The organism is Streptomyces sp. NBC_01571, assembly GCF_026339875.1.
Taxonomy (GTDB): Bacteria; Actinomycetota; Actinomycetes; order Streptomycetales; family Streptomycetaceae; genus Streptomyces.
The window spans coordinates 75,627-89,252 of the sequence record NZ_JAPEPZ010000001.1; the positions used below are offsets into that span (position 1 = coordinate 75,627).

The 13,626-nt window shown below is 69.9% G+C and carries 15 protein-coding genes and 3 pseudogenes; 8 read left to right on the top strand and 10 right to left on the bottom strand.

All coding sequences use genetic code 11. The features are described from left to right. Nucleotides 1–224: 224 nt before the first annotated feature. On the bottom strand, nucleotides 225–806 hold the full coding sequence (locus OHB41_RS00310; RefSeq protein ID WP_266695941.1) for a dihydrofolate reductase family protein: 582 nt from the start codon (nucleotides 804–806) through the stop codon (nucleotides 225–227). A gap of 53 nt (nucleotides 807–859) precedes the next feature. Here OHB41_RS00310 and OHB41_RS00315 point away from each other — a divergent pair. After that, nucleotides 860–954: pseudogene (locus OHB41_RS00315) on the top strand (glyoxalase/bleomycin resistance/dioxygenase family protein); the annotation flags it as partial. 198 nt (nucleotides 955–1,152) lie between these two features. On the opposite strand, the gene OHB41_RS00320 reads toward OHB41_RS00315, so the two are convergent. The 3 genes from OHB41_RS00320 to OHB41_RS00330 all read right to left on the bottom strand — a co-directional run bounded on the left by OHB41_RS00320 (nucleotide 1,153) and on the right by OHB41_RS00330 (nucleotide 3,002). Further along, on the bottom strand, nucleotides 1,153–1,884 hold the full coding sequence (locus OHB41_RS00320; RefSeq protein ID WP_266695942.1) for a 2OG-Fe(II) oxygenase: 732 nt from the start codon (nucleotides 1,882–1,884) through the stop codon (nucleotides 1,153–1,155). Between the two features lie 64 nt (nucleotides 1,885–1,948). After that, nucleotides 1,949–2,455 carry a methylated-DNA--[protein]-cysteine S-methyltransferase gene (locus OHB41_RS00325; RefSeq protein WP_266695943.1) on the bottom strand — a complete coding sequence of 169 codons (507 nt, stop codon included), beginning with the start codon at nucleotides 2,453–2,455 and terminating at the stop codon, nucleotides 1,949–1,951. Nucleotides 2,456–2,741: 286 nt separating this feature from the next. Beyond that, nucleotides 2,742–3,002, bottom strand: a complete 261-nt coding sequence (locus OHB41_RS00330; RefSeq protein ID WP_266695944.1) for a hypothetical protein — start codon at nucleotides 3,000–3,002, stop codon at nucleotides 2,742–2,744. Between the two features lie 352 nt (nucleotides 3,003–3,354). Between OHB41_RS00330 and OHB41_RS00335 the strand changes: the two are divergent. Beyond that, nucleotides 3,355–3,569 (top strand): annotated as a pseudogene (locus OHB41_RS00335) (transposase); the annotation flags it as partial. A gap of 123 nt (nucleotides 3,570–3,692) precedes the next feature. Here OHB41_RS00335 and OHB41_RS00340 read toward each other — a convergent pair. Both OHB41_RS00340 and OHB41_RS00345 read right to left on the bottom strand, forming a co-directional pair. After that, complete coding sequence (locus tag OHB41_RS00340) at nucleotides 3,693–4,229, bottom strand: SMI1/KNR4 family protein (protein WP_266695945.1); 537 nt, start codon at nucleotides 4,227–4,229, stop codon at nucleotides 3,693–3,695. Between the two features lie 130 nt (nucleotides 4,230–4,359). After that, nucleotides 4,360–4,698 carry a hypothetical protein gene (locus OHB41_RS00345; RefSeq protein ID WP_266695946.1) on the bottom strand — a complete coding sequence of 113 codons (339 nt, stop codon included), beginning with the start codon at nucleotides 4,696–4,698 and terminating at the stop codon, nucleotides 4,360–4,362. 256 nt (nucleotides 4,699–4,954) lie between these two features. Between OHB41_RS00345 and OHB41_RS00350 the strand changes: the two genes are divergently transcribed. Beyond that, entirely contained in the window at nucleotides 4,955–5,449 is a 495-nt protein-coding gene (locus OHB41_RS00350; protein WP_526024868.1) for an AzlD domain-containing protein, read from the top strand. 93 nt (nucleotides 5,450–5,542) lie between these two features. Here OHB41_RS00350 and OHB41_RS00355 read toward each other — a convergent pair whose 3' ends face one another. From OHB41_RS00355 to OHB41_RS00365, 3 genes are all read right to left on the bottom strand, one after another. Further along, the gene (locus tag OHB41_RS00355) at nucleotides 5,543–6,880 is read right to left on the bottom strand and encodes an acyltransferase family protein (RefSeq protein WP_266695947.1); all 1,338 of its coding nucleotides are present in this window, start codon (nucleotides 6,878–6,880) and stop codon (nucleotides 5,543–5,545) included. A gap of 372 nt (nucleotides 6,881–7,252) precedes the next feature. Then, entirely contained in the window at nucleotides 7,253–7,438 is a 186-nt protein-coding gene (locus tag OHB41_RS00360) for a hypothetical protein (protein WP_266695948.1), read from the bottom strand. A 117-nt stretch (nucleotides 7,439–7,555) separates the two neighbouring features. Next, a complete protein-coding gene (locus OHB41_RS00365; RefSeq protein ID WP_266695949.1) occupies nucleotides 7,556–7,930 on the bottom strand; it encodes a hypothetical protein in 375 nt (124 codons plus the stop codon). On the opposite strand from OHB41_RS00365, the gene OHB41_RS00370 reads away from it, so the two are divergent. Then, nucleotides 7,920–8,135, top strand: coding sequence for a hypothetical protein (locus OHB41_RS00370; RefSeq protein WP_266695950.1), 216 nt, complete (start codon nucleotides 7,920–7,922; stop codon nucleotides 8,133–8,135). The two genes, OHB41_RS00365 and OHB41_RS00370, sit on opposite strands and share 11 nt — an antisense overlap. A gap of 88 nt (nucleotides 8,136–8,223) precedes the next feature. Here OHB41_RS00370 and OHB41_RS00375 read toward each other — a convergent pair whose 3' ends face one another. Further along, complete coding sequence (locus OHB41_RS00375; RefSeq protein ID WP_266695951.1) at nucleotides 8,224–9,504, bottom strand: lipase family protein; 1,281 nt, start codon at nucleotides 9,502–9,504, stop codon at nucleotides 8,224–8,226. Between the two features lie 440 nt (nucleotides 9,505–9,944). Here OHB41_RS00375 and OHB41_RS52510 point away from each other — a divergent pair. From OHB41_RS52510 to OHB41_RS00390, 4 genes and pseudogenes are all read left to right on the top strand, one after another. Then, a pseudogene (locus tag OHB41_RS52510) lies at nucleotides 9,945–10,141 on the top strand (Tn3 family transposase); the annotation flags it as partial. A gap of 102 nt (nucleotides 10,142–10,243) precedes the next feature. Further along, nucleotides 10,244–10,435, top strand: coding sequence for a DUF6233 domain-containing protein (locus tag OHB41_RS52225; protein ID WP_353962915.1), 192 nt, complete (start codon nucleotides 10,244–10,246; stop codon nucleotides 10,433–10,435). Nucleotides 10,436–10,880: 445 nt separating this feature from the next. Then, nucleotides 10,881–12,257, top strand: a complete 1,377-nt coding sequence (locus OHB41_RS00385; protein ID WP_266695953.1) for an IS1380 family transposase — start codon at nucleotides 10,881–10,883, stop codon at nucleotides 12,255–12,257. 301 nt (nucleotides 12,258–12,558) lie between these two features. Next, the gene (locus tag OHB41_RS00390) at nucleotides 12,559–13,518 is read left to right on the top strand and encodes a hypothetical protein (protein ID WP_266695954.1); all 960 of its coding nucleotides are present in this window, start codon (nucleotides 12,559–12,561) and stop codon (nucleotides 13,516–13,518) included. The last annotated feature ends 108 nt before the right edge of the window (nucleotides 13,519–13,626 follow it).

Below are 13,626 nucleotides of genomic sequence, written 5' to 3' on the forward strand. Positions count from 1 at the left end.
CCAAGGATCCGCGAACTCGCGCGCTTCCCACCGGTCCAAGGCCGACCAGGACCCGGCCGACTGGCTGCCTCCCCGCGCGGAAACCCGCTGCACCTACACCGCGGACTGGGTTGCAACCAAGCTCCGCTGGAAACTGACCGTCGACGACCGGGAACGCGCCGTCCTGGCCGGCGAGTGCGGGCGGCACCCGGTGGAGGACAGGGCGGGGTTGCCCGCCTCGTCGGTCAACGGCGCACCCGATAGCGCAGGTGAAGCACCCGGTTGCCCTGAATCACCGCGTCAGGATCCTCCAGCAGGTGCTGCGCGTGGACCGACCCGAAGTAGCGCTTGCCGGACCCGAACACGACGGGTACGACGTCCATGCGCACCTCGTCGATCAGGCCCGCGGCAAGCACCTGGCCACCGACGTCGCCAGCGGCGACCTCGACCATGCGGTCACCCGCAAGCTCCTGCGCCTTGGCCACGGCAGCCTCGACGCCGTCGACGAAGTGAAACGGCGCCTCGGGGTCCCAGCCCTCGGGCATCGGCCGGTGCGACACGACGACCACGTGGTCGATCCCGCCCGGCGGCTTCCCGTCCCAGCCGTCCGTCAGGTCGAAGACGTGGCGGCCGACGATCGTGACTCCGATCTGGTCCCAGTACGGGCGGGTGTAGTCGTAGGACGTCTGCGACACCTTCAGCTCGCCGCTCTCGTCCAACGGGATGTCACCGCTGGACAACCAGTGGAACAGTGGTCCGGGCTGGTCATTCCCGTCCGCGACAAAGCCGTCCACCGACACCGAGCCGTACATGACCACCTTGCCCACGGGGCGCTCCTCTGCTTTGGGGTGCCCCGAATTAGCGTCTCGTGAGCTGTCGCAAGCTGTTCGGCGCCGGGCCGGCCAAGCCCCGCGAAGGCTACGCCAACTTCTCCGTCACCGAGCCGCCTTGCTCAAGTTCGTCCTCATCGAGGGCGTCCGCGAACACGCCTGTAGCCCGGCGAAGAACGCCGAGACCGGCTCTGCGTCGTCCCCGGCGGCGTCCAGCAGGACATACGGCGGCTCCGCCGGCTCCCGCCGAGCGTGCCCGGCGTCGGGCTCTGGCAGGGCCGCCCGTCCGGGCCGAGCAGGGTGTGGGTCCGCGGTGATCCGCCTCGGGCGTGGCCGCCAGTGGTCATGCCGCGTCGTGGAAGACGAGGCCGAGGGTGTGCCGGCTGCCGGAGCGGACGGTGCTCACGCCGTGCCGCATCGGCCCGTTGGACCATCCCCGCTTCGTGGCCACGGGGCGGTCACGTGTGGTGAAAACGAGGCCGTGTCCCTGCGGGAGGGTCGTCGCCGAGCCGCGGGACTGGGCGCGGGGCCGCTGCTCGGTCATCAGGAACTCGCCGCCGGTGAAGTCGGAGCCGGGCGCGTCGAGTCCGACGACGACCTGGAGCGGGAAGACCATCTCCCCGAACACATCGCGGTGCAGGGCGTTCCAGTCGCCTGGGCCGTAACGAAGCAGGATCTGCGCGGACTTCGCCTGGCCGGCCTCGTGGCACATCGCGAGCCACTTCTCCAGGCTGTCGGGCCAGGGCGCCGGTTTGCCGAGCTTCGCGGCCCAGTCCCTGGCCACCGGTAGCAGCCGGGGGTAGAACGCCTGGCGGAGCTCCGCGACGATGTCGGGCAGGTCGTGGGTGAAGTAGCGGTACTCGCCGGAGCCGAAACGGTGGCGGGCCATGTCGACGGTGGTGCGGAACCGGGGGGCCTCGTCGTACAGGGCGGCGATCCGCCGGCACTCGGCCGCGGTGAGGATCTGCCCGGTCAGGGCGTTCCCGTGCTCGTTGAGCTCGTCGGCCAGGGCGGTCCAGTCAGCCTGGGCGACCCGGTGCGCGACCGGCGCCATGAGCAGGGTGGTCTCGGTCATGGTGCAGTCCTTGGATAGGTGGTGCCGCCCCGGCCGGAATGGCGTCGGCCCGGGCGGCTGCGTCTCAGGCGGCCCGGTGCACGCTCTCGGCGTCGAGGAGCTGCCGCTTGCGCTCCAGTCCTCCGGCGTACCCGGTGAGCGCGCCGTCGGCGGCGACCACGCGGTGGCAGGGCCGTACCACCAGCACCGGGTTCGCGCCGATGGCTGCGCCCACGGCCCGCACGGCCTTCCTGGGGGCGCCCACCTCGTCGGCGATGCGGCGGTAGGTGGTCGTGGCCCCGTAGGGAACGGCGCCCACGGCCCTCCACACCCGCTGCTGGAAGTCCGAGCCGCTCGCCACGTACTCGATCTCGAAGCGTGTCAGGCTTCCGTCGAAGTAGGAGCGCAGCTGGGCGGCGATCTCGGCGAACGCCTCCGGTTCATGGGTCCAGCCCGCCTCGACGGTGGCTGCTCCCCTCTGCCCGGGCACCGACAGCGAGACGAGGGCGGTGCCGCCCCTTGCCGTGGCGGACTCCTCTCCCACCAGCAGCAGTTCGCCCAGAGGGCTGTCGATCGTCGCGCAGGCCGTCATCGGTCCGGTGTCCTTTCGAAGCGTCGTCCTCCGGTGTTCCGCCATCCACCTTGCGGCGTCGCCGCAGTCATGTCCGGCGGGATTCGGACACTGCTTTCGTACGGGACTGCCGGTGGCCGCCGGGCGGACGGTGTCCGGTCCGGGTCAGGTCGCGGGTTCCAGGCGCCGGTCGGCTGCCGCGTCCAGAAGTAGTGCATGGCGTAGGTGCGCCACGGGCGCCGGCACTCCGTGTCGACCGCTTCGGCGCCCGCCTGCCTCATGCCGGCCTGGCAGGCGACGTCGCATGTCAGCAGGAGGTCCGGGTCCCCGGGGCGCACGTCCGGATGTAGCCCGCCCTCCACGGCCCGAACCCGTGGAGGGCGGGAAGGGCCTTCTCCGCGGCGTCTCGGTCCACGCCGGTGTCGAGGCCCACGGAGGCGTGGCAGAGCGCGGCGGCGAGGACGCTGTCGGTCGCTCGGCGGGACCCGCGCATGCCGAGCTCGGCCAGGTCCGCATCGGCGGGTGCGGCCGCGGAGGGGAAGGCGTGGGTGACGGCTCCGCTCGGCAAGGGCCAGCGCCCACTTCAGCGAGTCGGCGCCGGAGCAGATCATCCCGTCCCAGGACAGGCGCTGGCTGGAGGAGCTGGAGGAGCACGACGACACGCCCGCCGACCAGCGTGCCCATCGCCCGAGCCCCCAGCCGGCCACATGCGTCGGCACAGCCGGGCGGCGGGAAGGCGTCGACCTGGATCGCGATCGACCGCAGTCGGCTGGCCAGCCCGGTACTGGAACGGTGGTTGCGCGCGGAGAGCCCCGGCACCTGCTCGACGAACGTCGTGCGGGTACAGCTTTTCCATGAGGTGATCCTTCGAAGTGGACACCCTGACAATGGATCTTGATGGTCCAGTGCGGGATGTCCAGGTGGGACGCAAGTCTTCGTATCCGGAGGAGTTCAGGAAGGACGCCGTCGCGCTGTACCGCGCTGCGGCCGGGAAACGGACGTACGTGGCGATGGCCGCGGATCTTGGCATCACCGCGGAGTCGCTTCGGACCTGGGTGCGTAAGGACGAGGCCCAGTCCGCGCCCGAGGACTGCGTGGCAGGGGGAACGCGGCGGAGGAGCTGGCCTGGCTTCGTTGATCTCTAGGAACAGCGTTTGGCGACCGGTTCCGGAGGCAGTTGCTGATCACCTGGCTCACGGATCTCGATGAGAAACGACGGGACTGCCGTGTCCACGAACGTGGGACGGCCGGCCTCTCGTCAGAGTGGCTGGCCGTCGAAGGGGTCGCCGGAGCCGGGCTTGAACGTCGTGCCGAGGTCGTACTGCGCGATCCCAAAAGGTTGAAAATCGGCATCGGCAAGGACGCGGTAGAGGAACTCCGAGGTGGACATGTCGTACCGTTGCCATGCGCCGACGTCATTGGACCGCGCGAGGATGGGGTACTCGCCCGGCCGCTCGGCATCGATCAGCCAGAAGTACTCGTCGGCCCATTCGGTGGAACCCCACTCAACCAGCCCCTTGCCGCCCGGCGCGTAGATTGCAGAGGGCTCGACGGCGGAGACGCTTCCAAGCGTGCTGTCCTGGTCGACCGACAGGTCGACCCGCCACTGTGTCAGGAAGTCGAACGCGGGGCCTTCGTCGCGCCCCAGAAAGTAGAGGGAATCACTGAAGACGCCGCCACCGAACACCTCGTAGAGCTCCTTGTAGTCCGCCGGTAGCGGAACACCCAGCTCTCCCTCGACCGCCGCCCAGTCGACGGAGATCCCGAGCGGCTCCCACCCGGTCAGTTCGATCACTCGCTGAACCCACATACAACAATCTTTTAGCACCGGTCTTCGTTCCGATGTCCCTCAACCCCCTCGAGCCCCGTGAGTTCAGAGAAACTGAAGCCTGTTCAGTGGGAACTCGGGGGTCGGTCCGTGTGCATCAGGTGGGGTCGCCCGTGGGTTCGGCGGGAACGCGGGGGTGTGCTTCGGCGAGGCGGTGGGCTTCGGGGGTGACCTCGGCATCGATCTGAGCTACTTCTTCGTCGCCGCCGTATTCGAGGAAGGCGTACTCGTCATCGAGTTCGGCGAGCCGTGCTGTCAGGGGCAGCTCGTGCCCGTAGCGCTGGTTGATCCGGAAAGTGAGCTCCCAAGGTTTCAGCTCACCGGCCATCATGCGTCGTGCGAGCTCTCGCGCGGCGGCTTCTCGGCCGGCCTCGCTGGCAATCGGATAGAGAATGAGGCCGAGCTCATCGAGCGCTTCGGGGAGCAAGTCGTGCACATCGTAGTCCGCCTCTGCGCGTGTGCAGGCTGCCAGCACCCTAACGACGTGGGGAGCGATTGAGGTCGGCGGCTGGCCTGGGGGCGTGCGTGGTGCTCGCGCTCGCCCAACCCGACCTGCCCCGGCAGCGCGCCGCGTACTGGGCCTGCGGGGTCGGAGTACTGGTCTGCTGGCCGAGCGGCGCGCTCGTCGGCGCGCTGGCGGCAACCTCATTCACGACACCGACGCGCTGGGGCTGGACGCCATGTTCCCCGCGGTGATCCTGGCGCTGATCCTGCCGGCCCTGCGGGAGCGGGGTGTGCGGCGGGCGGCGCTGACCGGGGCGGCGATCGCGCTGGCCACCACCCCCCTTCCTGCCGGCCGGGCTGCCGGAGCTGCTGGCGCTCGCCGGGATGGCGCTCAACCCGATCACCGCGGAGGCCATCTGATGCCGTACCACTTCGCCATGCTGGCCGCGCTGCTGGCACTGGCCGCCGGTACCTTCGCGTTCCGCCTGGTCGGGCCGTTGCTGTGGGCCAGAGTCGCCTTGCCGCCGCGCGCCAAGGACTTGCTCAAGACCGCGGCCATCGTGCTGCTGGCCGCGCTGGTGGCGACCGCGTCGCTGACAACGGGGCACGGCGCGGCGGGGATCGCCCGGCCGGCCGGAGTGGTGGTCGGCGGGCTGCTGGCGGCGCGCAAGGCACCCTTCCTGCTGGTGGTGCTGGCCGCAGCGGCCACCACGGCGCTGCTGCGCCTCGCCCACGTCAACTGACCCGCCGGCGCCGGGCACACGAGGAACGTACGCGGCCGTCGATGACCGGGAACCTGCCCCGGCGCGGCCCTCCGCACGGCCGGGGGCACCGGTTCAGGTCGGCCGGCAGGCCGGGGCACCGAGGGTGGTGTCATCCACAGGCTTATCGGGGCTCGGGTACGCCGCCTTCGGTCCGGGGACCGTCACCAGCGTCGTGCCCAGCGCCAGGCCCAGCGCGGGCAGCAGCGGGAACCGGCCGTCGTACGCGAAGCCGTGCACGGCGAAGCGGCTCAAAGCGGCGACGCTCACCGCCAGGCCGAACCAGAGCGCCCAGGACCGGCGCGGGCCGGCGTCCGGCCGTGTCCGCTCGTAAAGGAGCGTCAGCCAGTGTTCCAGCGGCCGCAGCGCCAGCAGCACCCCCGCCATGGCAACGCCGAGCACCAGCAGCCACGGCGCCCGTAGTTCCCACCATGCCGCGGACCCGAACGCGGGCTCGGGCGCGAGCCCGGTCAGATAGAACACGGCGGCGACGACCAGCACCGGCAGCATGTGCCAGAGGTAGAGCGTCATACTCGCGCCGCCCACCGGGCGCACCAGCCGCCATACCCGCGCCCGGTCCAGAAGCCGCCGCATCGCGGGCCCGGCCAGCAGGCACAGGCCGATCTCGGCCACCACCCACGCCAGCATGGCCGCCGACGGCGGATCGGTGTTGCCGGGGCTCTGCCCGGTCACCAGGATCAGGCTGACCGGGAACGGCCCGACGGTGATCAGCGCGGCGAAGGCGAGTCCGCCTGCCGCCGCCATCACGGCCGGCACCGGCCGACGCCCCGTCAGCAGGCCGTCGCGCCAGCAGAAGCCCAACTGATAGGCCACACCCCACACGAGCACATAGTTGAGCAGTCCGACGTACGGCGTCCGCGCTGTCTCCACCAGGGTGTCGGCTGCCAGCGCCACAGCGCCCATCGCCAGCGGGACGAGGGCTCCCCAGCGTCGGTGCGCCGCGTGCAGCGCCGGAGTCAGGGCGCTCAGGAGCAGATACACCGGAAGGAACCAGAACTGCATCCCCATCGCCCAGCCCACCAGCGCGAGGGTGTCCGGGTCCACGCCGACAGCCGAGCAGATCCCGACGGCCAGCAGCACCAGCGCGCTGTACACGGCCGCCGGAAGAAGCAGCCGCAGAGCCCGCCGTCTCACCCACCCGCCGGCCGTACCGCTTGAAGCGCGGACCCGCGACCAGGAGCCGCCCGCGGCGTGGCCCCCGGCCAGGAAGAACAGCGGCATGATCTGGAATCCCAGGGTCAGCCACTGGGTCCAGTGGATGGTCGCCAGCAGTTCCGGCGCGGTGATCTCCCCACCGGGCCCCCGCACCAGAGCGGTGATCAGCCAGTGGCCGAGTACGACCAGGACGATCGCCCACGCACGCAAGAAGTCGACGTACCGGTCTCTGCTCATACGGCGTCATGCTGCCGCAGCGCGGGCGCGCCGCACAACCTCTCCGAGGCGGCCACGCGGATCCGGCCGCGGGGAGGGTGGCGCCACGCCAATTTTGGGCATGGCCCTGCCAACGGAAGGGGTCGCCCCGGCATGCTTCGTAGCGGGTCCATCCGGCCCTCAACCCCAGGGCCGCCAACCGCGCCTGCGATCGTAAGTCCGGGGCTGTCTAGGCCGGCGACGAGCGCATCACAGGCCGCGCTGACAACATCGCTTGCGGGAATCTCGCCCACGCTCCAGAGAGTGGCGCGGTCCTGCAGTTCGCTGGCTGCTGCTTCGGGCGACGGCATCCGCCTATGATCCCTTCACTCTCGGGTCCTGGTCGAACAGGTTTCACCGGTGCTGCAGCTCGGCAGCTTGTTCCAGCAGGGCCCGCGCGGAGTCTGCGTAACGCATCGCGGTCTTCTCATCGAGCCCGAAGACCTCGGCGAGGTGAAGCGGATCAGGGCCTTGGATTATGGCCTCTTCGAGGTGCCGGTCGACGCGGAGCCTCTCCAGGGTCGCGGTCTGCCCGCGCATCGGCGCGCTGATCCAGTGGTTGCTGGCGCGGCTGGTCTTGGTGGCGGTCTGGTTGTTGATCAGCAGGTGGAGGTTCGCGGCGCGAGTGGGTGCTGCGGGACCGCGAACGCCGCGGTGTCACCGCCACGGCTCCCACTGGCGGTGTCCGCAGCGCCACCACACCGGGGCGAGCGGGCCGGATTCCTGGATGCGGTCGAGGGTGGTGAAGAGGACCGGGATGGCGTCGGTGAAGTCGAGGTAGCCGTCCGGCTCGCCGCCGTATCCGCCGAGCTTCTGATACGTGCCCGACCAGTGGGCGCGGGTCAGATCCAGTACCCGGTTCATGCGGTTCTTCAGCGCCTGCTCCCCCAGCCTGGTGCCGGGGTCGAAAACCACGGCGATAGCCGGGTACCCGTCCCGGCCGGTCGGCAGGTAGAGGCTCTGCCACAACAGGACGCTCAGGCTCGCATGGACCGCGTGGGCTGTGGGGATCGTGGGAGTGGTGGACGGCACGATCCGCGGGGACGTCGGGCACCTGGACCAGATCAGGTCCTGGTTCGGCCGACCGCCGTGGGACATGGATCTGGCCGATGCCGACGCGCACTTCGGGAAGATGCTGCGTGGCTCGCCGAGCGGCACCCGACTGGCCCGGTCGCAGGCGCTGACCACGCACTTCATGTTCCTGGAGCTGCGGCACAAGGTCGAAATCCACCTATGACCGGCCAGCTCATCGAGTGCCCGATCGACAAGATGAGCCGGCCGTGCGGCACCAGTTCGGCATCGACGATGTTGGATTTCTGTGGGTGCTATGCGCAGGTCGTCGGCGCTGGCCGCCCGGCGAACCGGTCGGACAGCCAGCTGACCGCAGCGGGCAGGCCGACGGTCTCGCCGGCGACGTGATCTCCGGGTACGACGGTGAAGACCGTGCGGACGCCTGCGGTGCACCAGGCTTGGTTCAGGGCACGGGCTTGGCCGATAGGAATGATTTCGTCCAGGGCGCCGTGGTACTGGAGCACGGGTACGGTCGGTGCCGGCCGAGTGATCAGGTTGTCCTGCACGTATACGGAGGCGACACCGGGTTGTGCGTCGAACTGCTGAATCGTCGCGCCCGTCGAGTAGTCGCTGAACTTCTTCAAGGGGTAACCGGCGAGGGTCTGCACGACGCATTGGGTTTTCAATGACGCCTCGGTGGCCTTGCCTGCAGCGCTGAGGGAGTCATCCAGTGGGAACTGGCCGGGGTAGGCCTGCTGGAGGCCGATCAGCGCGTAGAGCTGCAGGCCCTCGCCGGTGACACTGCCGTCCAGGGATTCGGCCACGTTCCGGACGTCCGCCGGCACACCCCCGGACACATCGGTGATCAGCTTGAGGTCCGCAGCATAGGAAGGGGCCAGCGACGCCGCCCAGCCCGACGCGCCTCCGCCCTGCGAGTAGCCCATCGTGGCCCAAGGAGTCGCCGCGGAGACGCCCGTCCCGGGGATCGAGGCAGCCGCGCGGGCCATGTCCAGCACGGTGTGCGCCTCGGAGACTCCGGCAACATAGGTAGGGGTGGAACCGGTGTTGTAACCCTCGTAGTCGCTGACAACGACACCCCAGCCCTTCGCCAGCAGCGCCTTGACCGGTTCGAGTTCCTGTTCGGTGCTGGCGACGAACTGTTTGGACGGCGCGCACTGTTGCCCCAGACCCTCGGTTCCGACCGCGAGGTCCACCCACGGCCGGGAACCGGCACCGAGCCACGGCAGCGTCGGTGTGAACACCGTGCCGGTGACCGCGATGTCGGCGTTCTGGGCGTTGCGGGAGTGGTACATCGCCGTAGTGGCAGTTGCGGTCACCGCGGTCGCGACAACCGTCGCGGGCTGGGTCCGGATGATCGCGCCAGGTTCACCGGCCGGCAGTGGCGACGGCGCCTGGTAGAAGTCTGCCGGCGCGGCAGTTTTGGCAGGCGCGGCGGAAACCGCGGCAGGAGACAGGACCGCCGCTGCCAGCATGGCAGAGCCGATCAAGCCGGCGACGACAGAACGACGCACCGCAACCCCATTCCATAAGGTGAGCTTGCCCCGGATTCCCGGGCGGTTCTCGTGCAATGTCACGCCGCGCGTGCGGTCGTTGTGTGGTGCATCCTCTCGTCATCCTCACGGATGGTGAGGACGACCGGCACGACGATCACCAGAAAGGGCGACGTCGCGTAGGCGGCCTGGCCGCGTTCGGGCCGAGCCGCTGCGCTGACGCCGGACACATGCCGAAATCACGGCCATACGTGGCCTCTCCTCGGGAGCACTCGCCGAGGTTCGACCTATCGATGCTCGACTGGCGGAATACCGGCGCGAGCACTGGCCGAACACGGCCAACCTCCACCTGCTGATCAACAACCAGACCGCCACGGAACCGGTCGCACCAGCAACCGCTGGGGCCGCGATCCCCTTCACGGCCAGGAGGCAACTTTGGAAAGGCTCCGCGTTGATCGACAACTCGAAGAGGCCATGATCCGGGGCCCTCACCCCCTCCACCTTGCTGAGGTGTTCGGGCTTCCACTAACCAGGTCCGTGCCTACGACCTGCTGCCATGTTCGGCCGCGACGGGCGCCCGACTCCGCTGGGATCGGCGTGCGCGGAGTACGGGCGGATCGCGAAGACCGCGCACCTGCTGCTCGCCGACACGGACACCATCCGCACTTACCTCCACCTGCAGCGCGAGGAGGTGCAGCACGCCCTCCACGCGGCCGGCCGACCGCCCCGCCCGTCACGGCCGCAGCTACGGCCCGCTCTGGCGCCACCGCCGTTCCCGCCCGAACGGTCTCCCAACGGCCCTACCGGGGCGGGAGACGGCTACATGCTGGAGATCAAGCGCCATCCCAAAGACCCCCAGCCTGCGGTCCTCCACACGGACAGCTGCACCATGGCCAGCCGGAAGACGTCGCCGATCTCCGCAGCCCAGTTCCGCGCCGCCGCCCGAGACACCGAGTTCATCGAGACCTGCAGCCTCTGCCGACCGGAAGCCAAGCCGGACGACACCTCCGGCTGAGGCGCAGCGCAGCCGGTGCACAAAGGGCCGACCCCAGCTGACCGCTCACTGCGCAACCCGGCTCTCGCACCGCCCCGTTGCGCATCGAGCGTTGCGCAACAGTCGGGCGCTGCCCAGGCCCGACCATGACCCCGACCACAGGACTGACCACGGCAGGTCACAGGGTTGCGCAGCCGACGTACACCGATTGCGCAGACCGTGCGCAATCAGCCGGTGACGCCTGCGCAACAGGCGGCCGTGGACGGGGCGCCCGTACCGGTGTGGGCTGTGGTGAGGCCACACCACAAGCCCACACCACGAGTGTCCTTTGACAGCGAAGTTAGCCTCGGGCTTTCACGAGGTGGGCTGTCCAAGAGTTGATCAGAAACACGGAAAGTGCCCTTGACCTGCAACGATAGGACTTGCTGAGGGTCCTGTTGGCTGCAAGGAAAAGAGCACTTTCCAGGTGAGAGAGCCTATCTCGTCGTACCCACGTGTCCGTGTCCAGGCAGACGGTCGGCAGGTGCTCTCGCAGGCCGGTGCGGTCCTGCTGCTGGAGACGGTCCGCAAGACGGGCCTTGACCAGGCGATATCCGCAGCTCTGGCTCCGTGGCGCAAACCGCGGGCCGTCCACGATCCCGGCAAGATCCTCCTGGACGTCGCCCTGGCGGTCGCACTGGGCGGGGACTGCCTCGCGGACGTCGCCATGCTGCGGTGTGAGCCGGCCGTCTTCGGCCCGGTCGCCTCCGACCCGACCGTCTCCCGCCTGATCGACACCCTCGCCGCATCCGGCGACAAAGCCCTGCAGGCCGTCCGGTCCGCACGCTCCGAAGTCCGTCATCGTGCCTGGTCGTTGGCCGGCGAGAACGCCCCGGACGCCGACGGCCAGGTCACTGTCGACCTCGATGGCGTCCTCGTGATCGCCCACTCCGACAAGCAGGACGCGGCCGCGACCTGGAAGAAGACCTACGGCCATCACCCGCTGACGGCTTTCGTCGACCACGGACCGGGCGGAACCGGTGAACCCGTCGCCGCCCTCCTCCGACCGGGAAACGCGGGCTCCAACACCGCCGCCGACCACATCACCACCGCCCAACTCACCCTGGCCCAACTACCCAAGCACTACCGGCGAGGACGGCAGACGCTGATCCGCACGGACTCCGCCGGCGGCACCCACGACTTCGTGTCCTGGCTCGCGAAGCGGGGCCGATGGCTGTCCTACTCGGTCGGCATGACGGTCACCGAAGCGATCCACGAACACGTGCTGAAGGTCCCCGCCTCGGCCTGGACCCCGGCCGTCGAGGCCGACGGTGAGGCCCGGGACGGGGCCTGGGTCGCCGAGCTCACCGGCAAGCTCCTGGACGACTGGCCCAAGGGCATGCGGCTCACCGGCCGCAAGGAACGGCCCCATCCCGTCGCCCAGTTGAGGATCACGGACGCGGACGGCATGCGGATCACGTGCTTCGCGACCAACACCACCGGTCGGCCGATCGCCGAGCTCGAGCTGCGTCACCGGCTCCGGGCACGGGCCGAGGACCGGATCCGGGCCGCCCGGGCCACCGGCCTGCGCAACCTGCCCCCGCACGACACCGCCCAGAACCGGGTCTGGATGGAGATCGTCCAGATCGCGCTCGACCTGCTGGCCTGGATGCCCATGCTCGCGCTGACCGGCCGGGCGAGGCTCTGGGAACCGCGTCGATTGCGGTTCCGCCTGTTCTCCGCAGCCGGCCAGCTCGTCACCACCGGTCGGCGCAGGATTCTCCGCCTCGCCCGGCACTGGCCCTGGACCGGCGAGATCACCGCCGCCCTTGAACGGCTCGCGCTCCTGCCTGACCCCGGCTGACTGGCAACCCATCGTCCCTGCGGCAGCATCACCCGCCCGGGCAGGAGCCCAACTCCGTCCTCAAGCCATGAGATTGGGCTCCCTCGTCCAAGTTCCTTGTCGACGGCAGCGCTTGGAGCCATCTGGGGGCAGGTACGCGCCCAATGTGACGCGCGTAAATTCTTGCCGCCGACTGCTTGCCGACCGCCTCGGAATAATCCAGCATTGAATTTGTCAGGAGCACGCCGATTTAACCCATCGGCGGACTCTCATCTCGTACCCCTGACCGGCACCAACACCTCCCCCCGCGCAGGAGGACCGTGTGCGGATCACGACATCCAGCACCGCGAGACGCGCCAGGCTCACCGCCATGGCGTCCGGCTTCTTCACGACGGCGGCCCGCACGATGGCCGCCGCCCCGACCGCCTCTTCGGCGAAGACCTCGCCGTCGGCCGCAGCCAGCCTCACCAAGTCCCCCGCCACCTCGACCGCCGATTGGCGCTACGACACCAGGGCCAAGACCACAGCCGCCGACGTCACGACGCACAGGGCCGCGCAGGATGACGGCGAGGCCGCCGGCGCGCCGGAGCTCGGCAGGCACGGCTGCGCCCAACCCGCCTCGGCCGGTGATGTCATCGGCATGCCAGGCACCTGGGCGGTTGACCCTAGGGGCAGCTCGCTCGCGGTGAGCGCCGGCACCAACGGCTCGCACCCGGAACCCGCCACACTCACGTCCACCTCCACCTCCGCCTCCCACGACGACACGGTCACCGGCAAGCGCGTGAGCGGCACCTTCACGACGCCGCGCAATCGCGGCACCGCCTCGCGCATCGACGGCAGTCGGCGCCGCTGCGCCGGCTTCGACGTCCGCAGCAGCTTCCACTCCTCGCCGACCGCGGGCCACCGCATCCCGGGCCACCCGAGGGGGTACCGCGAGACCGGTTCCAGCGCTCACACCGGACCCGCCTGCCAAGCCGGCTGCCCCGCCGACGACTGCGGCATCGTCCGCCGCGGCAGCGCCGGCATCCCCCACCCCGGCATCGTCCACCGCCGCGACGGCGCCGACGCGGACATCACCCCGGACAACCGCGCGATGGTCCGCGCCCTTCCCCAGCCCGATGTCCGTGCCGAGCCGGGCGACTTCGGCGGTTCCCTGTCCGACGACACCAACACGGTCGGCTCGAATTCCTGCACGGTCGACCCGACCTCCGATGACAGCCGCAACTGCACCGGGGACGGTACGGCCTTCTTCCAACTGGTGGCCGAGACGCTGAGTACGTAAGGCGTCTGCGCGTACTGATAGTCCCAGACCCCCGACCGCACGCTTCGCCGAACGCGCCTTCGCCGTGCGCTCGATGAGGCCCAGGCAGCCCGCCTCAGTCTCACTCCA

Coding starts and splice junctions, on each gene's coding strand:
- OHB41_RS00320 (WP_266695942.1), bottom strand. CDS start 1,884: ATGACCGAGACCACCCTGCTCATGGCGCCGGTCGCGCACCGGGTCGCC.
- OHB41_RS00360 (WP_266695948.1), bottom strand. CDS start 7,438: ATGCGCGGGCAGACCGCGACCCTGGAGAGGCTCCGCGTCGACCGGCAC.
- OHB41_RS52225 (WP_353962915.1), top strand. CDS start 10,244: ATGCTGGAGATCAAGCGCCATCCCAAAGACCCCCAGCCTGCGGTCCTC.
- OHB41_RS00325 (WP_266695943.1), bottom strand. CDS start 2,455: ATGACGGCCTGCGCGACGATCGACAGCCCTCTGGGCGAACTGCTGCTG.
- OHB41_RS00355 (WP_266695947.1), bottom strand. CDS start 6,880: ATGAGCAGAGACCGGTACGTCGACTTCTTGCGTGCGTGGGCGATCGTC.